Genomic DNA, 18,991 nt, shown 5'->3' on the forward strand with positions numbered 1-18,991 from the left:
GGTCAGCCCGCTGCCGCGACGCGCTCCCACTCCGCGCGCCGCTGCGCCTGCAGCACGGGGTCGGGCACGGGCAGCGACGCGATGAGCCGGCGGGTGTACGGATCCTGCGGCGCGCCCAGCACGTCGGCGGTGCGGCCCTGCTCGGCGATGCGGCCCCTGTGGAGCACGACGACGCGATGCGCGAGCAGGTCGACCACGGCGAGGTCGTGCGTGATGAACAGGGCAGCGAAGCCGAATCGCTCCTGCAGCTCCGTGAAGAGCTCGAGCACGCGCGCCTGGACCGAGACGTCGAGCGCGCTCGTCGGCTCGTCGGCGATCACGAGCTTGGGCTCGAGCACGAGCGCCCGCGCGAGGCTCGCGCGCTGCCGCTGGCCGCCAGAGAGCTCGTGCGGGAACCGCCGTGCGACCTCGGGTGGCAGGTGCACCGCCTCGAGCAGCTCGGCGACGCGGTCGTCGGCCTCGCTCTGCCCGACGCCGTGCACGCGCAGCGGCTCGGCGACGCAGGCGCCGATCGTGAGCAGCGGGTTGAAGCTCGACGCCGGGTCCTGGAAGACGAAGCCGATCTCCCTCCGACGCGCCCGGAAGTCCCGTTCGCGGATGCCGTTGAGCTCCGCCCCGAGCACGCGCAGCGAGCCGCCCGTGACGGGAGCGAGCGCGGCCATCGCCCGGCCGATCGTCGTCTTGCCCGATCCCGACTCCCCGACGAGCCCGAGCACCTCGCCCGGGCGGATGTCGAAGCTCACGCCGTCGACCGCGCGGAAGCCGCGCGCCCCGAAGCGGCCGGGGTACTCGATCTCGAGTCCCTCGGCGCGGACGACGGGCTCGGCGTCGGCGTCGCCCGTGTACGGGCGATCGGCGATGGCGAGGCGCGGCACGGCCGCGAGCAGGCGCTGCGTGTACGCGTGCTGAGGGCGGGCGAACAGGTCGACCGCGCGCGCGGTCTCGACGATGTCGCCGCGGTACATGACGGCGACCCGGTCGGCGAGATCAGCCACGACCCCCATGTTGTGGGTGATGAGGACGATCGCGGTGCCGAACTCGTCGCGGGCCCGGCGCAGGAGGTCGAGGATCTCGGCCTGCACGGTCACGTCGAGAGCCGTCGTCGGCTCGTCGGCGATGATCACCTTCGGGCCCAGGACGAGGGCCTGCGCGATCACGATGCGCTGCTTCTGCCCGCCCGAGAACTGGTGAGGGTAGTCGTCGACGCGGCGCTCGGGGTCGGGGATGCCGACCTTGCGCAGGATCTCGACGGCTCGCTCGCGCGCCTCCTTCTTCCCGATGCGCTCGTGGGCCCTGATGCCCTCGGCGATCTGCCATCCCACCGTGAAGACGGGATTGAGCGCGGTCATCGGCTCCTGGAAGATCATCGCCGCCTCGGTGCCGCGCACCGCGCGCAGGCGATCGGGCGACAGCGCCACGACATCCTGCCCCGACAGCACGACGGCGCCGTCGACGCGCGCGGTCTCGGGCAGGAGCCCGAGGATCGCGCGCGCCGTGACGGTCTTGCCGCTGCCCGACTCGCCGACGACGGCGAGCACCTCGCCGGAGCGGACGTCGAGGTCGATGCCGTGCACCGCGTGGACGTCGCCGCCATCGGTCGCGAACGTGACGTCGAGACCCTGGATGCGGACCGCGGACTGCTCCTGCGTCATGCGCTCACTCCTCCTTCGGCCGCCACGGCGGCCCTCTTCGCGACCGCACGGCGCGTGCGCAGTCGCGGGTCGGCGAGGTCGTTGAGGCTCTCGCCGACGAGCGTGATGCCGAGCACCACGAGCACGATGGCGACGCCGGGGAAGATCGACGTCCACCACACGCCGCTCGTGACGTCCTCGATCGAGCGGTTGAGGTCGTAGCCCCACTCGGCCGCCGCTGTCGGCTCGATGCCGAACCCGAGGAAGCCCAGCCCCGCGAGCGTGAGGATGGCCTCCGACGCGTTGAGCGTGAAGATGAGCGGCAGCGTGCGGGTCGCGTTGCGCAGCACGTGGCGCATCATGATCCGCCACGGCGACGCGCCGATGACCTTCGCCGACTCGACGAACGCCTCCGACTTGATGCGCACGGTCTCCGCTCGGACGACGCGGAAGTACTGCGGGATGAACACGACCGTGATCGAGATGGCGGCGGCGAAGACGCCGCCGACGAGGCTCGACTGACCGCCCGAGATGACGATCGCCGCGACGATCGCGAGCAGGAGCGTGGGGAACGCGTAGATCGCGTCGCAGATCACGACGAGCACGCGGTCGAGCCAGCCGCCGAGATAGCCGGAGACCACGCCGAGCAGGATGCCGATGAAGATCGACATCGCGACCGAGACGACGATCGCGAACAGCGCGGTCTGCGTGCCCCAGATGACGCGGGACAGCACATCGAAGCCGCCGGCGGTCGTTCCGAGGACGTGCTCCGCGCTCGGCGCCTGTCGCGCGCCGAAGGTGCCGTCGGCATCCGACAGCTGCGAGAAGCCGTACGGGGCGAGCACCGGCGCGAGGATCGCCGTGAGGAGGAACAGCGCGCAGATCGCGAGGCCCGCGGTGAGCATGCCCCGCTGGAGACCCACCGACTGCCGGTACGAGCGGACGACGGGGAGACGCGCGAAGAGGGATTCCTTCGCCATGTCAGTACCTCACCCTCGGGTCGATGAACGCCGCGATGATGTCGACGATGAAGTTGGACAGCGCGACGATGACGGCCAGCAGGGCGACGATGCCCTGCACCGCGACGAAGTCGCGTGCCCGGAGGAACTCGGCGAGCTGGAAGCCCAGGCCCGTCCACTCGAACGTCGTCTCGGTGAGCACGGCGCCGCCGAGGAGCATCGCGATCTGGAGGCCGATGACCGTCACGATCGGGATGAGCGCAGGACGATACGCGTGCGTCGCGACGAGGCGCCGCTCGCGGACGCCGCGGGAGCGCGCAGCGTCGATGTACGGCATCGACAGCGTGCCGATGACGTTCGTCCGCACGAGGCGGAGGAACACGCCCGCGGTGAGGAGCCCGAGCGCCAGGCCCGGCAGCACCGCGTGCGAGAGCACGTCGGAGATGTAGGCGGGGTTGCCGCTGCGGATGGCGTCGATCGTGTAGATCCCGGTCGCGCCGTCGAGGCGGTTGAGCCCGATCTCCACGCGCGGGGACGCGCGACCCGAGGTCGGCAGGACGCCGAGCCAGACGGAGAAGACGAGCTTGAGCAGGATCCCCGCGAAGAACACGGGCGTCGCGTAGCAGAGGATCGCGAACACGCGCAGCACGGCGTCGCCCCAGCGGTCGCGGACGGCCGCCGCGATCATGCCGAGCGGGATGCCGACCGCGAACGCCACGATGAGCGCATAGACCGCGAGCTCGAGCGTCGCGCCGCCGTAGCGGAGCAGCACGTCGCCGACGGGCTGGTTGTCGAGCGTCGTGCCGAAGTCGCCCACCGCGATGCGGCCGAGGTACTCGAGGTACTGCACGAGGATGGGCCGGTCGTAGCCGGCCGCCTCGATGCGCTCCTGGAGCTGCGCGGGCGTGAGCTGGCCGCCGAGCGCGGCGGTGATCGGATCGCCGGTCGCGCGCATGAGCACGAACACGGTCGTCACGAGGATGAGGACGGTCGGGAAGATGAGCAGGAAGCGGACGAGCACGTAGCGCCAGAGGCCGTGCCCTCCGCTCGCACGCCGGACGAGCGACGCTGTGGTCGCCTCCGGCGGAGTGAGGGTGTCGGTCACAGGAGGTTCTCCATCATGCCGGAGAGGGCGGGCCGGAGGTCGTCCGGCCCGCCCTCTCCTCGGCGATCAGCGCGTCAGGGGTGCGAAGCGCAGCTTGAACGAGGCGTCGAGGAGCACGCCCTCGATGTCGGACGCGCTGACGAGGGTCTGCGCGCCCTGGAGGTACGGCACGGTCGAGAGATCCTCGGCGACCATCGCCTGGATCTGCTCGATGAGCGCCGTGCGCTCGCCCTCGTCGGGCGTGACGGCCTGCTGGAGGATGAGGTCGTTGACCTCGGGGTTCTCGTAGTGGTTCACGAGGAAGTTCTCCGTGAGGAAGAACGGCGTGAGGTAGTTGTCGGCGTCCGAGTAGTCGGGGAACCATCCGAGCTGGTACGCGGGGTACACGTCGGCGACGCGGTCCTCCGAGTACTGCGTCCACTCGGTCGAGTTCAGCGAGACGTCGAAGAGGCCGTCCGCCTCGAGCTGCTTCTCGATGAGGGCGTACTCGTCGCCCGAGTTCGGCCCGTAGTGATCGGGGCTGTACTGCAGGCTCAGCGCGACGGGCGTCTCCACCCCCGCGTCGGAGAGGATCTGCTCGGCGCTCGCCGCGTCGGGGCCGCCGTCGCCGTCGCCGTAGAGGTCCTTCAGGACCTCGGTCGCGCCGATGAATCCCTCGGGAACGTACGAGTAGAGGGGCGTGTACGTGCCGTTGTAGACCTGCTCGCTCAGCTCGTCGCGGTCGATGAGCGACGCGACCGCCTGCCGCACGGCGAGCGCCTTGGCCTCGTCGGCGTCCTCCGTCTCCGAGCCGTAGGGCTGCGTGTGGAAGTTGAACACGATGTAGCGGATCTCGCCGCCCGGGCCCTCGTGGACCGTGAGCGCGTCGTCGCCCGAGAGATCGGCGACGTCGGCGGGGGACAGGCTGCGGTACGCCACGTCCACATCGCCCTGCTGCACCGCGAGCTTGAGGTTCGACGACTCGGCGTAGTAGTTCAGGATGACGCCGTCGTTCGCGGGCGCGTCGATGAGGCCCTGGTAGGCCTCGTTCGGCGTGAACTCGATGATCTCGTTGAACGTGTAGGACGTGATCGAGTACGGTCCCGCGAACGCCTCGGCCTCGACGATGTCCTCGTCGGGCGTGAGCGCGTCGGCGGCGAAGACGTCCTCGTCGACGATCGCGCCGGGGAAGCTCGTGAGGATGTACGGGAACACCTGGTCGTTTTCGGTCTTCAGGTTGAAGACCACGGTCGTCTCGTCGGGGGTGTCGATCGACTCCAGGTTGTACAGCAGCGACGAGGCGCCGTTCGGGTCGGCGATCGCGATCTGGCGCTCGAACGAGAACTTCACGTCGCTCGAGGTGAGCGGGTTGCCGTTGGCGAACTCGAGGCCCTCGGGCAGGGTCACCGTGTACTGCGTCGGCGACGTGAACTCGGCGCTCTCGGCGAGGTCGGGCACGACCTCCGTGCTGCCGGGTGCGGTGTTCACGAGGTACGGGAACACCTGCGTCTGGACCGCGAGCGACCCGTTGTCGTAGGAGCCTGCCGGGTCGAGCGTCGTGACCTTGTCGGTCGTGCCGACGAGGATCTGGTTCTCGCCCGCTGCGGGCTCCTCGCCGCCGCCGCCCTGGCCGCCCGCGCAGCCCGCGAGGGCGATCGCCGCGACGGCGGGGACCGCCGTGATCCAGGCTCGACGTCGGACGCCGTTGTGGACAGTCGTCATGGAACTTTCCTCTTTCCTGATGCTTCGCACATCGAAAGGAGCGCCGAACGGGTTCGTCGGCGCTGACCCGAGAATCCTCGCACAGGGTTTTCACAGCGCCGGGACCTGGGAAGTGAGCCGCCGCGGGTGTTTACAAGACCGTCACAAACCGCGGCCCGGCTTAGCATTGCGCTATGGGGATGGCACACGGCGGGCGCGGCGGGATTCAGGGGCTCACGAGAGCGGCGGCCGCCATCGCCCTCACCGCGATCCTGCTCGGCGCGGCGCCCGCGACCGCAGCGCCCTCGACCGCGCCGACGCCGACGCCGACGGCGTCGCCGAACGGCACCGCGGCGCCGTCGGAAACCGACGCGCCCGCCGAGGAGGGCGCGACCCCCGCGCCCTCGGAGAGCCCGAGCGAAGCGCCCACCGAGGCACCGGAGCCGCCCGCGGAGCAGACCGTCCGCGTCGAGGCGGCCGATGCCGACGCGTACACGCAGCGAGCGGCGCAGATCGTCGCGGACATGACCCCCGAGCAGCGCGCCGGCACGGTGGTGATGGGGCACATCCCCTCGCGCGACGCCGACACCGTGCGCGCCTATCTCGCCGACAGCGATCTCGGCGGGTTCCTGCTCATGGGCGCGAACGTCGGCTGGGAGGAGCAGGTCCGCTCGCTCACCGACGCCATGGTCGTCGACCCCGCTCTGCCGCCGCTCATCGCCGTCGACCAGGAGGGCGGCTCCGTGTCGCGGCTCTACTGGGATCGCGCCGACTCCGCGCGGGCGCTGCGCGACGAGTCGCCGGGCGCGACCGAGGACGCGTTCGCGACGCGAGGCGCCCTCGTGGCGCGTGCCGGCATCGGCGTGAACTTCGGCATCGTCGCCGACACGACGTCCGACACGGGGTCGTTCATCTGGCGCCGTGTGCTCGGCGAGACGCCGAGCGACGCGACCTCGCGTGTGGCCGCTGCGGTGACGGGCGAGGCCCCGTATGCGCTCTCGGCGCTCAAGCACTTCCCGGGTCACGGGGCCGTCCGCGAGGACTCGCACTTCACCATCCCCACGACCGACACGACGCTGTCGCAGTGGCGCTCGCGCGACGCGCGTCCGTTCTCCGCGGGCATCTCGGCGCAGGTGCCGCTCGTGATGACCGGGCATCTCGCCTACACGGCGATCGACGCGGCGCCCGCGTCGCTCTCGCCGGAGTGGTACCGCATCCTCCGCGAGGAGCTCGGCTTCGAGGGCGTCGCGGTGACCGATGACCTGGGGATGCTCGTCCAGAGCCGCGTCCCCGCGTACCAGGACCCCGTGCAGAACGCGGTCACGGCGATCTCCGCCGGGGCCGACCTCGTCCTCAGCGTCGCGAGCTCGAACGCGCAGACCGCTCCGGACATGGCTGCGGGCATCGCCGCGGCGGTCGCGGCGGGAACGCTCCCCGAGGAGCGGCTCGCCGAGGCGGCCACGCGCGTCGTCGCGCTGCGCCTGCAGGTCGCCGGCTCCGGGCGGTCGTTCCTGCCGTGCGAGGGGGAGTGCGCGGCGCCTCAGAGCTGATCGGATGACGCAGGCGCGCCCTGCCACGCCTCCAGGATCCGGCGGCGCAGCGCGTTCCCGCGCTCCGCGAACGCGCGCTGGCGTCGCACGTACTCCGCCTTGCCCTCGGGCGTCTCGATCGGCACGGGCTCGAAGCCCCAGTCCGCGAGGTCGTACGGCGACGCCTCCATGTCGAGACGCCGGATGTCTCTGGCGAGCTCGAAGGCGTCGAGCAGGAGCTCGCCGGGCACGAGCGGGCCGAGCTTGATCGCCCACTTGTAGACGTCCATCCCCGCGTGCAGGCAGCCGGGCTGCTCGCGCTCGGGCTGCCCGTCGCGCGTGAGGGCCTCGCGGTTGCGCGGAACGGCCTCGGGAGTGAAGAACCGGAACGCGTCGAAGTGCGTGCAGCGCAGCTCGTGCGCGTCGACGACGGCGTCGGTGCCGTCCTGGCCGAGCCGGAGGGGCTGCGGATGCCGGTGCGCACCCTGCCGGTAGACCATCGCCCACTCGTGGAGGCCGAAGCAGCCGAACTGCCCCGGGCGTGCCGCGGTGCGGCGCAGGATCGCGTCGATGAGCCCGACGAGCTGGGGCTTGGCCGCCTCGAACCCCGCGCGGTCGACGACGAGCCCGCCCGGATGCGCCCCCGCGGCGTACCAGCGCCACTGCGCGCGCTCGTCGGCGGCCGCGTCGTCGAGCTCGACACCCGCGCCGGGGTGCCAGCGCCTCAGCACAGCGGGCTTGTACGAGTAGTACGTGAAGAGGAAGTCCCACACGGGGTGCTTCTCTCCGCGGATCGCGCGCTGGCGGTGCGCGGCGGTGAGGGCATCGGCGCGCTCCCGATGCGCCTCCTCTCGCGCGCGCCACTGCGCGCGCGAGAGGCGCGCGGGAGCGGCGGTCGCGACGGCGGGCATGTCAGCGCGCGAGGACGGCGGCCATGCCGCGGGAGAGGTACCAGGGGTCGACGACCGCGGCGAGCTCGCGGGCCGAGTGCATCGAGAGGATGGGCACGCCGACGTCGACCGTGCGGATGCCCAGTCGGGTCGCCGAGATGGGCCCGATGGTCGAGCCGCAGGGGATGGCGTTGTTCGAGACGAACTCCTGCGTCGGGATGCCCGCGGTGCGGCACGCGGCCGCCCAGGCCGCGGCGCCGTGCGCGTCGGTCGCGTAGCGCTGGTTCGCGTTGATCTTCAGGATGGGGCCGCCGCCGACCACGGGCTGGTTCGCGGGGTCGTGGCGCTCGGCGTAGTTGGGGTGCACGGCGTGACCCACGTCGCTCGACACGTGCAGCGACGCCGCGTAGGCGCGCGCCCTCTCCTCGGGGCCGGCTCCGAGCGCGGTCGAGATGCGCACGAGGACCTCCTCGTGGAACGGGCCGGCCGCTCCCGAGCGGGAGGCGCTGCCGATCTCCTCGTGGTCGAACGCGGCGAGCATCGCGATCGCGGAGACGGGGCGGGCGTCGCGGATGGCCGTGAGGGCGGCGTGCGCCGAGAGCAGGTTGTCGAGACGGCCCGACGCGAACAGCCGGCCGTCGGCGCCGAACACGCGCGGCTCCTGGGTGTCGGCGACGACGAGGTCGTACCCGTCGATGCGGTCGGGCGCCGTGCCGGCGAGCGACGCGAGCGCTGCGAGGATGTCGGCGCTCTCGCGGTCGCCTAAGCCCCACACGGGCTGGGTGTGGCGCTGCTTGTCGAGGGCGAGGCCATCGTTCACCGAGCGGTCGAGGTGCACGGCCAGCTGGGGGATGCGCAGGAGCGCGCCGGTGCGCACGAGGTGCTCGTCGCCATCCGACGTCACGACCCGCCCCGCGAGCTCGAGCTCGCGGTCGAGCCAGGAGTTGAGGAGCGGCCCGCCGTAGACCTCGACGCCGAGCTGCCACCATCCGCCCGGTCCGAAGGTCGTGGGCTTCGGCTTGAGCTTGAAGCCGGGGGAGTCCGTGTGGGCGCCCACGATCGCGAACGGCGTCGTGGCGCCGGCGGCCTCGGGCACCGCGAACGCGATCGCGGAGCCGTCCCGCACGACGACATACCGCCCGCCGGGCGCGATGTCCCACGCATCCGTCTCCGCGAGTCGAGCGAACCCGCTCGCGACGAGGCGGCGGGCGATCTCCTCGGCGGCGTGATACGACGACGGCGAAGCCGTGACGAAGGCGGCGAGATCCTCGATGTGGGCGCGTGCGGCGGCGGGGACGGTCATCCCTCCAGGGTATCGACCGGTTCGACGCCGGCGGTCGTCAGTCGACCGGCTCGATGAGCTCGGGCGAGTCGTTGCGCACGTTGCCCACGGCCGCGCTCACGCGGTGGAAGGAGAGCCCCTCTGCGACGCGCGGCGCGTCGTCGAGCGCCGCGTCGAGGATGTCGAGGGGGTAGTCCACGTCGGTGTCGAGCCACGCGTCGGCGTGGTCGGCGTCGAGGAAGACGGGCATCCGCTGGTGGACGGAGCCGAGCTGGCCGATCGCGTCGCGCGTGAGGATCGTGAAGCTCAGCATCCAGCGGGCGGGGTCGTCGTCCGCCTTCGACGGATCCTTCCACCACTCGTAGAGGCCGGCGAGCAGCAGAGCTTCATCGTCCGACGGGTGGATGAAGAGCGGGATCTTGCCGTCCTCCGTGACCTGCCACTCGTAGTAGCCGCTCACCGGGACGACCGCGCGCCGCTTCTGGAGCGCGGGAGCGAACATCCGCTTCTCCTCGAGCTCCTCGGCGCGCGCGTTGAAGGCGCGCGAGCCGATCGACGGGTCCTTGGCCCAGGAGGGCACGAGGCCCCAGCGCGCCGGCTCGAGTCTCCGCGTCGGCGGGTCGGTCTTCGCGGAGTCGAGGACGATCGCGGCGCGCGCCGTGGGCGCCACGTTGAAGGAGGGCGCCGGCAGGTCGTCGGACACGAGGTCCACGCGCAGCTGGCCGACCAGTTCCGAGCCCACCCGGGCCACCACGAAGCGTCCGCACACGCTGGCAGGCTACGCCTTCAGGATGCCGACGGCCTCGAGCCGCTCGGCGAGCCCCGCACCGTCGTCGGCCGTCACCCACGGCACGCCGGCCGCGCTGTGGTCATCGACGACCGTGCGGCCGCCCGCGAGCACCGCCTGAGCGGGCGAGAGCCGGCGGATGGCCACGGCCGAGACCGATGAGGGATGCTCGCGCGTGAACTCGGTGTAGATCTCGTCGTCGTGCTGCCCGTCGTCGCCGATGAGCAGCCACGCGATGTCGGGGAACTCGTCGGCGAGCCGGCGCAGGTTCGTGCGCTTGTGGTCGGTGCCGCTGCGGAACCACCGGTCGTGCGTCGGCCCCCAGTCGGTGAGGAGCATGGCGCCGGGCGGGAAGAGATGACGCGACAGGAAGCCCGTCAGGGTCGGGGCGACGTTCCACGCGCCCGTCGAGAGGTAGAGCATGGGGGAGCCCGGGTTCTCGCGCACGATGCGCTCGAGCAGCACCGCCATGCCGGGCACGGGCTGGCGCGCGTGCGTGTGCAGGACGAACGAGTTCCACGCCGCGAGCAGGGGGCGCGGCAACGCGGTGACCATGACGGTGTCGTCGATGTCGGACACGATCCCGAAGCGGACAGCGGGGTCGACGACGAAGACCCTGCCCGGGGTGGGCGTGCCGCCCTCGACCGACATGTGGAAGGTCTGCCATCCCGACGGGAGGTCGGCGGGGATGACCGCGTCGACGACGCCGCCGCGGTCGGCGACCACCTCGTGCGTCTCGCCGCCCACGGTCACCGTCACCTGCGCGAACGCGATGGGGATGCCCGCGAACGAGCGCCAGCCGCGCACGCTCGCCGCCTCGCCCTCGGGCGTGTGCTTGGGCGCGGGGACGATGAGCACGCGGCCGACGACCCGGATCCATCCCTCCCCGCCGTAGCCGGAGAAGGGGACAGCGGTCGGCGTGCGGCCCTTCCGGCGCGCGACGCGCTCGCGCCACGCATGGAAGCGGCGCTCGAGGCGGGCGACCCAGTGGATCTTGCCTGGGGCGGGCGTCGTGGAGGGCATCGCCCTCAGTCTTCCATGCGCCCGGGTGCTCCGTCGGCGCCGGGCCCGGCGTGGTCCCCGGATGGGTCGTCGTCGCCCGCGTGGAGGTGGCGGTGCTCGAGGCGCGCGATGATCCGCTTCCCGAGGAGCACGAGCAGGAGGAACACCGCGATCGCGCCGACGAAGAGGTAGCCCGCGTAGTGCGCCTGGTCGGCGATCTCGCGGAAGCCGGTCGCGGCGCCCGCCGCGATCGAGACGTAGAGCGACGACCACAGGACGCAGGCGGGCAGCGTCCACGCGATGAAGCGCCGGTAGCCGTAGCCGCTCATCCCGACCGTGAGGGGGACGAGGGAGTGCAGGACGGGCAGGAACCGCGAGAGGAAGATCGCGATTCCGCCGCGCCGGCGCAGATAGCGCTCCGACCGCTGCCAGTTGCGCTCGCCGATGCGCCGGCCGAGCCAGGAGTGCCGGATGCGCGGCCCGAGCCAGCGCCCGAGAGCGAAGCCGATGCTCTCGCCGATGAGCGCGCCGAGCACGACGGCGGCGCCGAGGAGGACCCCCTCGACGGGCGAGGCGACCGCGGTCGCGGCGACGATGACGACGGTGTCGCCGGGGACGACGAGCCCGACGAGGACGCTCGTCTCGAGCATGATCGCGAGCCCCGCGAGCGCGGTTCTCAGGACGGGGTCGACCGACCCCACGACGTCCAGGATCCACAGGAGGATCTCGTTGATCACGTGCCGAGCATACGAGACGACGGCGCGCGCTAACCTGGAGTCTCCCGATCTCCCGCCGCGCGGCTCCCCGCGCGGCGCGTTTCGATTCCGATTGGCTTCATCGCACCGTGTCGCAGAACCCCGCAGAGCATCCCGAGAACGACATCCACGCCGTCCAGGCGAAGTGGCAGCGCTACTGGAACGACCACGGGACGTTCCTCGCCGGCGGGGACGCCGACACCCGTCCGCGCAAGTACGTGCTCGCGATGTTCCCGTACCCCTCGGGCGACCTGCACATGGGGCACGCCGAGAACTACCTCTACAGCGACATCGTCGCGCGCTTCTGGCGTCACCGCGGCTACAACGTCCTGCAGCCGATCGGCTGGGACTCGTTCGGCCTGCCCGCCGAGAACGCGGCCATCCAGCGCGGGGCCGACCCGAGCCGCTGGACGTACGACAACATCGCGCAGCAGCGGGAGAGCCTGAAGGCGTACGGCGTCTCGTTCGACTGGAGCCGCGTGCTCCACACGAGCGACGAGGACTACTACCGCTGGAACCAGTGGCTGTTCCTGCAGCTGCACGAGCGCGGCCTGGCCTACCGCAAGGAGAGCCCGGTCAACTGGTGCCCCAACGACCAGACGGTGCTCGCGAACGAGCAGGTCGTCGACGGCCACTGCGAGCGCTGCGGCGCCGAGGTCGTGAAGAAGAAGCTCACGCAGTGGTACTTCAAGATCACGGAGTACGCCGATCGCCTGCTGGACGACCTGAACCAGCTCGAGGGATTCTGGCCGCACAAGGTGCTGCAGATGCAGCGCAACTGGATCGGCCGCTCGGTCGGCGCCGACATCGACTTCGAGATCGAGGGCCGTGACGAGAAGGTCACCGTCTTCTCGACGCGCCCCGACACGCTGCACGGCGCCACCTTCATGGTCGTCGCGCCCGACAGCGACCTCGCCGCCGAGCTGGCGGCCGGCTCGTCGCCCGAGGTGCGGATGGCCTTCCAGGACTACCTCGACCAGGTGCGCAAGCAGACCGAGATCGAGCGTCAGAACACCGACCGGCCGAAGACCGGCGTCTTCCTCGACCGCTACGCGATCAACCCCGTCAACGGGGAGCGCCTGCCGATCTGGGCCGCCGACTACGTGCTGGCCGACTACGGGCACGGCGCCGTCATGGCCGTGCCCGCGCACGACCAGCGCGACCTCGACTTCGCGATCGCCTTCGACCTGCCCGTGCGGGTGGTCGTCGACACCACGGCGCCCGTGACCGGCGCGATCCCCGTGATCGAGGTCGACGAGGATGGCGTGCCGATCGACCCCATGCCGCTCGACGACCCCAAGGAGACGGGCGTCGCGCTCACGGGCGAGGGCCGTCTCATCAACTCGGGAGCGCTCGACGGCCTGTCGAAGCGCAACGCGATCACGCGCGTCATCGAGCAGCTCGAAGCCGCGGGAACGGGGCGCGCGGCCAAGCAGTACCGCCTGCGCGACTGGCTGATCTCGCGTCAGCGGTACTGGGGCACGCCCATCCCGATGCTGCACACGGAGGACGGCCGCGTCGTGCCGGTGCCCGAGGACCAGCTGCCGGTGCGGCTGCCGAGCGCCGAGGGCCTCGACCTCAAGCCGAAGGGCAAGTCGCCGCTCGGCGCCGCGACCGAGTGGGTGACGACGACCGAGCCCGAGACGGGCGCGCCCGCGCTCCGCGACCCCGACACGATGGACACGTTCGTCGACAGCTCGTGGTACTTCCTGCGGTTCCTGTCGCCGGGTCTGCAGGACGCTCCATTCGCCCCGCAGGACGCCGACCGCTGGGCGCCCGTGGACGCCTACATCGGCGGCGTCGAGCACGCCATCCTGCACCTGCTGTACGCGCGCTTCATCACGAAGGTGCTGTTCGACATGGGCAGGGTCGACTTCACCGAGCCGTTCTCGTCGCTCATCAACCAGGGCATGGTCATCCTCGACGGCGCCAAGATGTCGAAGTCGAAGGGCAACCTCGTGCTCTTCAGCGACGAGCTCGCCGCGCACGGCGCCGACGTCCTGCGCGTCGCGCTCGCGTTCGCGGGCCCGGTCGAGGACGACAAGGACTGGAAGGACGTCTCGACGACCGGCGCGCACAAGTTCCTGCAGCGCGCGCTGCGCATCGCGCACGAGGTGTCGAGCCCGACCGACGTCGTCTGGGCCGAGGGCGACGTCGCGCTGCGCCGGGTCACGCACCGCCTGCTCGCGGAGGCGCCGACGCTCGTCGAGCAGACGAAGTTCAACGTCGTCGTCGCGCGCCTCATGGAGCTCGTCAACGCCATCCGCAAGACGATCGACTCAGGTGCCGGCGCGGCCGACCCGGCCGTCCGCGAGGCGGCCGAGGTCACGGCGATGGTCCTCGACCTCTTCGCTCCGCACACGGCGGAGGAGATGTGGGAGATCCTCGGGTACGAGCCCTCGGTGGGACTCGTCACGTGGCGGAACGCCGACCCGACGCTCCTCGTCGAGGACAAGGTCACCGCGGTCGTGCAGATCGACGGCAAGGTGCGCGCGACGCTCGAGGTGCCGGCCAAGATCGACGGGCCGTCGCTCGAGCACCTCGCACGCTCGGACGAGCGCATCACGCGCGCGCTCGGCGACCGCGCCATCACGCGCGCGATCGTCCGTCCGCCGAAGGTCGTGAGCTTCTCGACGAAGTAGGACGCGTCCGACGAGGCCGGCATCCCAGGCGGGGTGCCGGCCTCGTCGTGTGCACAGGGTCGTGCGTGCGGCGCGTCGCGGGAGGAGGCGGGGGTCGCCCCAAGTACGCCGAATCGGCCGCCGTAGCGTGGCGGAGTGACGGCAGAGACGGGCTTCCGCTCGCCGCGCGCCCGTCTCGGCGCCGGCGCGGTCGTCCTGCTGGTGCTGGGCGCTCTCGGGGTGACGGTCGCTCTCGGCGTGTGGCGCGGCGCGGCCTCGCCCGTCGAGGAGGTCGTCGTCACCCCCGCTCCGAGCGCGAGCGCCGTCGCGGTCGAGCCCGGGCAGCTGTACGTGCATGTGCACGGCGCGGTCGCCGAACCCGGCCTGTACGTGCTCGAGGCGGGGGCGCGCGTCGTCGATGCGATCTCCGCCGCGGGCGGCTTCGCCGACGATGCGGACTCGGGGGCGGTGAACCTCGCGCGTCCGCTCGCCGACGGCGAGCAGCTCGCGGTGCCCGTCGTCGGCGAGGCCCCTCCCGTGCCGCCGCCCGGAGGCACGGCCGCCCCGGGCGGCACAGGCGCGCTCGTGTCGCTCAACAGCGCGGACCAGGCCGCGCTCGAGACGCTGCCGCGCATCGGCCCTGCGCTCGCCGAGCGCATCATCGCGTGGCGCGACGAGAACGGCCCGTTCACGGCGATCGAGGACCTGCTCGCGGTGCCGGGGATCGGCGACAAGATGCTCGAGACGCTGCGACCGCTGGTGACGCTGTGACGGGCGTGCGCGACGTGCGACTCCTCGTGATCGCCGGGGCCGTGTGGGGTGCGGCGTTCGCGAGCGTGCTGTGGCCCGACGCCGCGACCGCGATCGCGGTCGCGCTCTGGTGCGTGTCGGCCACGGCATGCGGATGGCTGTGCGCGGCTCGCGGACGAAGGGCGCGTCGCGCGGCGGTGCCCCTGCTCGCGATCGCTCTCGCCCTGGGAGCCGCCGTCTCGACGCACGTCGGGCTCGCGGCCCCCGCACGCGGCGAGCTGACCGCTCTCGTCGCGCGAGCGGGCCGCGTCGTGGAGATCGACGGTGTCGTGTCGAGCAAGGTCCGGCCCCTGCGGGACGCGCTGTGGTTCGAGGTCGAGACCACCGCCATCCGCGTGGGCAGGGAGCAGGACGCGGCGGCCGCCACCGTGACGGTCTCGGTCGAGCGCGACGCGCTCGCGGGCCCTGCGCTCGACCTGGGGTCGACCGTCGCGCTGCGGGGAGGCGCTCGGGCCGCCGACCCGGGCGACCGGGCTGTGCTCGTCCTGTTCGCCGACCGCGGCTCCGTCGTGCGCGGCCCGCCGCACGTGCTCGGGGTGATGAGCGACCTGCGCGACGGCTTCGTCCACGACGTCGCGGCGGGACTTCCCGAGCCGGGCGCCGGGCTGCTCCCCGGCCTCGCGGTCGGCGACACCCGCGCGGTGTCGGCCGACCTCGACGCCGCGATGAAGGCCTCGTCGCTCACGCATCTGACCGCGGTCAGCGGGGCGAACTGCGCGATCGTGACCGGGCTCGCCTTCGCACTCGCGGCGCTGATCCGATTGCCTCGGTGGGCTCGCGTCGGGGCGGCGCTCGCCGCGCTGGGCGGGTTCGTGCTGCTCGTGACGCCCGAGCCGAGCGTGGTGCGGGCGGCGACGATGGCCGTGATCGCGATGCTCGGGCTGCTCCTGGGCCGCGCGGGCGCGGGCGCCGCGGCACTGGGAGGCGCCGCGATCGTCCTGCTGCTTCTCGACCCGTGGCTCGCGACGTCGTTCGGGTTCGTGCTCTCGGCGCTCGCGACGGGTGCGCTGCTGCTGCTCGCGGGGCCGCTCGCACGCGGGCTCGAGCGCTGGCTGCCTCGCGCGCTCGCCCTGGGGATCGCGGTGCCGCTCGCCGCGCAGATCGCATGCGCACCCGTCATCGTCCTGCTCGCGCCCGCGGTGCCCGTGTACGGCGTCGTGGCGAACATGATCGCGGCGCCAGCGGCCCCGCTTGCGACGGTGGTCGGGATGCTCGCGTGCGTCCTGCAGGGTGTGCCGGTGGTCGCCGACGGGCTCGCCGCGATCGCCTGGGTGCCTTCCGCCTGGATCGCGCAGACCGCGGTGCTGTTCTCGGGCCTGCCGACGGCCTCCGTGCCATGGTGGGGCGGCGCTGCCGGCTTCGCCTCGCTCGCGCTGGTCGGCGTGTGCGTGGTCATCGTGCTCGTGCGTCCCGAGACTGTTCCCGCGCGACTGCGGCGCGCTGCCGGCGCATCGCTCGCGGTCGTCGTGGGCGTCGTGTCCGGCTCGACGGCGCTCACGGGCGTCGCCGGGCCGCTCACGGCGCCGACGGGATGGAGTGTCGCCCTGTGCGACATCGGCCAGGGCGACGCCGTGCTGCTGCGCTCGGAGGGGGCCGTTGCGCTCGTCGACACCGGGCCCGAACCCGAACGTCTCGCCTCATGCCTGAGTCGTCTGGGCGTCGGGCGGATCGACCTGCTCGTCGTCACGCACTTCGATCTCGATCACGTCGGCGGGATCGCGGCCGTGAGCGGGCGCGTGGACACGGCCCTTCACGGCCCGCTCGGAGCGGATGGGGCGCAGTGGCTCGCGCACGTGGATGAAGCGCGCCTCGTCGACGCATCGAACGGGATGAGCGGCGTGCTCGGCGGCGCCGCATGGCGGGTGCTCTGGCCTCAGCCCGAGAGCCGCGCGTTCCCCGAGGGGAACGATGCGAGCGTGGTGCTCGAGATCGCGGGAGGCGGCATCCCGCGATCGCTTCTGCTCGGCGATCTCGGCGCGTCGTCGCAGTCGGCGCTGCGGGCGACCGGCGGCGTGTCGGGGAGGTACGACGTCGTGAAGGTCGCGCACCACGGCAGCGCGGATCAGGACGCCGAGCTCTATTGGATCGCGCGTCCCGCGCTCGCGCTCATCGGCGTGGGCGCGGACAACGACTACGGCCATCCGGCCGCGAGCATCCTCGCGGAGCTGCGGGCCGTCGGCGCCACCGTGGCTCGCACCGACGAGGACGGTCTGGTTCTCGTCGGCCAGCGCGAGGACGGTGTGCCCTGGGTGTGGCGGGAACGGCCGCGCGAGTCGGAGCCCGCAGAACCCCTGGACGATGATGTCAGTGCACGTTCTCGCGAGAGAAGATGAAGAACCGCGCAGAGGAAGTCGAGGCGGCGATGACGGAGCACGAGCCGGAGCGGGTCGGGGAATGGACGCTCGTCGCGACCCGTCGCGCGTACGACGGATTCACGAAGGTCGACCGGCGCACCTACGAACTCCCGGATGGCCGCGTGTCGGACTGGGACGTCGTCGTGAGCCCCGACTCGGTCGCGGTCCTGGCGCTCACGGCGGAGCTGCGGGTCGTGGTCTTCGAGCAGTTCCGGGTCGGTGCAGGCGTCGTCCTCGACGAGGTTCCGGGGGGCTACGTCGATGAGGGCGAGTCGCCCCTGGACGCTGCACGGCGTGAGCTCCTCGAGGAGACGGGCTATGTGGCCGAGAGGCTCGTGTACCTGGGCTCCGAGTGGCTTGCAGCGAACGCGAACCGCAGGAAGCACCTGGTGCTTGCGCTGTCGGCTCGACGGGACGGCGCAACAAGCCGCGAGCCCGAGGAGCTCGGTCGTGTCCGCGAAGTGCCTGTCGGGGAGTTCCTGCGGAAGGTCGTGGAAGGCGACTCCACCGACGCAGGCACGCTCTCACGGGGCCTGCTGTCTGTTCTCATCGCGACGGACGGCGGTGCCGCCGTCATCGACGCCCTGGATCGCGGCATGCGCGAGCCCGCGGCGGCCGAGGGCATGACGTCGAACTGAGCTGCGGCCTCAGATGCCTCACTGCGCGAGGAATCGCACGGGCAGGTCGGCGATGGCCAGGCCCGAGGCGCGGAGGGCCCTTTCCATCTCTCCCCGGTCGTCAGTGGGAGCGGCGATCTGCACTCGCTCGACGCCGTCGACCTGCGTGCCGCTGTCATCCGCCCAGAAGCTCGTGACCGAATGGGCTGGAGCGCGAGGCCCGGTGCGACGCGATCGAGCACGTCGACGACGCGCACGGCGTCGAATCCGAAGTCGGGGCAGGGCGCAGCGCTCCTTCTCGACGGCGACGACGCCCGGAAGCGATCCGATCCGGTCTGTGAGCGCGTCGAAGGCCGCGCTCGGGCGGGCGAAGTGCTCCTCGTTGACGATCCTCGAGTACAGGGTGACGCCTGCGGCGACAACGGCGATGGCCGAGAGGAGAAGGGCCGGCACTCGAATGACCCTGGCGGCCGCTGACCGCCGCGTCGTGGGCTGGGTGCGCGGTTCCACGTCGGCTCGCAGGGCGCAGGGCCAGGTCCGGGCGCTCGCTCAGATCCGCATCGAGCCGAGCGTCGCGAAGGCCTGGTCGCTCGGCACGATGCGCTTGCCGAGAGGCGTGAGCGTCACGGGGATGATCTTGATCTCCGCGATCGCGAGCGGGATGCCGATGATCGTCACGGCGAGCGCTGCGGCGCTCAGGATGTGCCCGATGACGAGCCAGATGCCCGCGACGAGGATCCAGATCACGTTTCCGATCGTCGACGCGACACCGGCCGTGGGGCGATCGATGACCGTGCGCCCGAACGGCCACAGCACGTAGTTCGCGATGCGGAACGAGGCGATGCCCCACGGGATGGTCACGATGAGGATGCAGCAGAGGATGCCCGCGAGGAAGTAGCCGATCGCGAGCGGCAGGCCCGCGAGCACGAGCCAGATGACGTTGAGGATCACGCGAAGCAGGGCCATGGC

The 18,991-nt window shown here is 71.9% G+C and carries 16 protein-coding genes; 5 read left to right on the forward strand and 11 right to left on the reverse strand.

The window, feature by feature from the left end; translation table 11 throughout:
• Positions 1 to 2: 2 nt before the first annotated feature.
• The 4 genes from GC092_RS07690 to GC092_RS07705 all read right to left on the reverse strand — a co-directional run bounded on the left by GC092_RS07690 (position 3) and on the right by GC092_RS07705 (position 5,396).
• Positions 3 to 1,652: an ABC transporter ATP-binding protein gene (locus GC092_RS07690; RefSeq protein ID WP_324014759.1), complete on the reverse strand. Its 1,650-nt coding sequence runs from the start codon at positions 1,650 to 1,652 to the stop codon at positions 3 to 5.
• Positions 1,649 to 2,611 carry an ABC transporter permease gene (locus GC092_RS07695; RefSeq protein ID WP_324014760.1) on the reverse strand — a complete coding sequence of 321 codons (963 nt, stop codon included), beginning with the start codon at positions 2,609 to 2,611 and terminating at the stop codon, positions 1,649 to 1,651. The genes GC092_RS07690 and GC092_RS07695 overlap by 4 nt, the downstream gene beginning before the upstream one ends.
• Before the next feature lies 1 nt (position 2,612).
• Entirely contained in the window at positions 2,613 to 3,695 is a 1,083-nt protein-coding gene (locus tag GC092_RS07700; protein WP_282977801.1) for an ABC transporter permease, read from the reverse strand.
• Positions 3,696 to 3,761: 66 nt separating this feature from the next.
• Positions 3,762 to 5,396, reverse strand: a complete 1,635-nt coding sequence (locus GC092_RS07705) for an ABC transporter substrate-binding protein (RefSeq protein WP_324014763.1) — start codon at positions 5,394 to 5,396, stop codon at positions 3,762 to 3,764.
• A 173-nt stretch (positions 5,397 to 5,569) separates the two neighbouring features.
• On the opposite strand from GC092_RS07705, the gene GC092_RS07710 reads away from it, so the two are divergent.
• Complete coding sequence (locus tag GC092_RS07710; protein ID WP_324014764.1) at positions 5,570 to 6,925, forward strand: glycoside hydrolase family 3 N-terminal domain-containing protein; 1,356 nt, start codon at positions 5,570 to 5,572, stop codon at positions 6,923 to 6,925.
• Here GC092_RS07710 and GC092_RS07715 read toward each other — a convergent pair.
• Genes GC092_RS07715 through GC092_RS07735 form a run of 5 tightly spaced genes read right to left on the reverse strand, consistent with a single transcriptional unit; the run spans position 6,916 to position 11,599 of the window.
• The gene (locus tag GC092_RS07715; protein WP_324014766.1) at positions 6,916 to 7,815 is read right to left on the reverse strand and encodes a 3-methyladenine DNA glycosylase; all 900 of its coding nucleotides are present in this window, start codon (positions 7,813 to 7,815) and stop codon (positions 6,916 to 6,918) included. The two genes, GC092_RS07710 and GC092_RS07715, sit on opposite strands and share 10 nt — an antisense overlap.
• Position 7,816: 1 nt before the next feature.
• Positions 7,817 to 9,097 (reverse strand): M18 family aminopeptidase, encoded by a 1,281-nt coding sequence (locus GC092_RS07720; RefSeq protein WP_324014768.1) that lies wholly within the window; start codon positions 9,095 to 9,097, stop codon positions 7,817 to 7,819.
• 37 nt (positions 9,098 to 9,134) lie between these two features.
• A complete protein-coding gene (locus tag GC092_RS07725; RefSeq protein WP_282977794.1) occupies positions 9,135 to 9,845 on the reverse strand; it encodes an SOS response-associated peptidase in 711 nt (236 codons plus the stop codon).
• 9 nt (positions 9,846 to 9,854) lie between these two features.
• The gene (locus GC092_RS07730) at positions 9,855 to 10,886 is read right to left on the reverse strand and encodes an App1 family protein phosphatidate phosphatase (RefSeq protein WP_271171925.1); all 1,032 of its coding nucleotides are present in this window, start codon (positions 10,884 to 10,886) and stop codon (positions 9,855 to 9,857) included.
• Positions 10,887 to 10,891: 5 nt separating this feature from the next.
• A complete protein-coding gene (locus tag GC092_RS07735; RefSeq protein ID WP_324014873.1) occupies positions 10,892 to 11,599 on the reverse strand; it encodes a DedA family protein in 708 nt (235 codons plus the stop codon).
• A gap of 110 nt (positions 11,600 to 11,709) precedes the next feature.
• Here GC092_RS07735 and leuS point away from each other — a divergent pair, with 110 nt between their 5' ends.
• The 4 genes from leuS (at position 11,710) to GC092_RS07755 (ending at position 18,043) form a co-directional block, all read left to right on the forward strand.
• A complete protein-coding gene (gene leuS, locus GC092_RS07740) occupies positions 11,710 to 14,262 on the forward strand; it encodes a leucine--tRNA ligase (protein WP_324014772.1) in 2,553 nt (850 codons plus the stop codon).
• A gap of 135 nt (positions 14,263 to 14,397) precedes the next feature.
• A complete protein-coding gene (locus GC092_RS07745; protein ID WP_324014773.1) occupies positions 14,398 to 15,012 on the forward strand; it encodes a ComEA family DNA-binding protein in 615 nt (204 codons plus the stop codon).
• Positions 15,013 to 15,017: 5 nt separating this feature from the next.
• The gene (locus GC092_RS07750) at positions 15,018 to 17,384 is read left to right on the forward strand and encodes a ComEC/Rec2 family competence protein (RefSeq protein WP_324014775.1); all 2,367 of its coding nucleotides are present in this window, start codon (positions 15,018 to 15,020) and stop codon (positions 17,382 to 17,384) included.
• Positions 17,381 to 18,043 carry an NUDIX hydrolase gene (locus GC092_RS07755; RefSeq protein ID WP_324014776.1) on the forward strand — a complete coding sequence of 221 codons (663 nt, stop codon included), beginning with the start codon at positions 17,381 to 17,383 and terminating at the stop codon, positions 18,041 to 18,043. Before GC092_RS07750 ends, GC092_RS07755 begins: the two co-directional genes overlap by 4 nt.
• A gap of 18 nt (positions 18,044 to 18,061) precedes the next feature.
• Here GC092_RS07755 and GC092_RS07760 read toward each other — a convergent pair whose 3' ends face one another.
• Both GC092_RS07760 and GC092_RS07765 read right to left on the reverse strand, forming a co-directional pair.
• Positions 18,062 to 18,475, reverse strand: a complete 414-nt coding sequence (locus GC092_RS07760) for a hypothetical protein (protein WP_324014778.1) — start codon at positions 18,473 to 18,475, stop codon at positions 18,062 to 18,064.
• A 96-nt stretch (positions 18,476 to 18,571) separates the two neighbouring features.
• Entirely contained in the window at positions 18,572 to 18,988 is a 417-nt protein-coding gene (locus GC092_RS07765) for a YccF domain-containing protein (protein WP_271171919.1), read from the reverse strand.
• Positions 18,989 to 18,991: the final 3 nt, after the last annotated feature.

The organism is Microbacterium sp. JZ37 (assembly GCF_035188445.1).
Lineage (GTDB): Bacteria > Actinomycetota > Actinomycetes > Actinomycetales > Microbacteriaceae > Microbacterium > Microbacterium barkeri.

Coding starts and splice junctions, on each gene's coding strand:
- GC092_RS07690 (WP_324014759.1), bottom strand. CDS start 1,652: ATGACGCAGGAGCAGTCCGCGGTCCGCATCCAGGGTCTCGACGTCACG.
- GC092_RS07695 (WP_324014760.1), bottom strand. CDS start 2,611: ATGGCGAAGGAATCCCTCTTCGCGCGTCTCCCCGTCGTCCGCTCGTAC.
- GC092_RS07705 (WP_324014763.1), bottom strand. CDS start 5,396: ATGACGACTGTCCACAACGGCGTCCGACGTCGAGCCTGGATCACGGCG.
- GC092_RS07710 (WP_324014764.1), top strand. CDS start 5,570: ATGGGGATGGCACACGGCGGGCGCGGCGGGATTCAGGGGCTCACGAGA.
- GC092_RS07715 (WP_324014766.1), bottom strand. CDS start 7,815: ATGCCCGCCGTCGCGACCGCCGCTCCCGCGCGCCTCTCGCGCGCGCAG.
- GC092_RS07720 (WP_324014768.1), bottom strand. CDS start 9,097: ATGACCGTCCCCGCCGCCGCACGCGCCCACATCGAGGATCTCGCCGCC.
- GC092_RS07730 (WP_271171925.1), bottom strand. CDS start 10,886: ATGCCCTCCACGACGCCCGCCCCAGGCAAGATCCACTGGGTCGCCCGC.
- GC092_RS07755 (WP_324014776.1), top strand. CDS start 17,381: ATGAAGAACCGCGCAGAGGAAGTCGAGGCGGCGATGACGGAGCACGAG.
- GC092_RS07765 (WP_271171919.1), bottom strand. CDS start 18,988: ATGGCCCTGCTTCGCGTGATCCTCAACGTCATCTGGCTCGTGCTCGCG.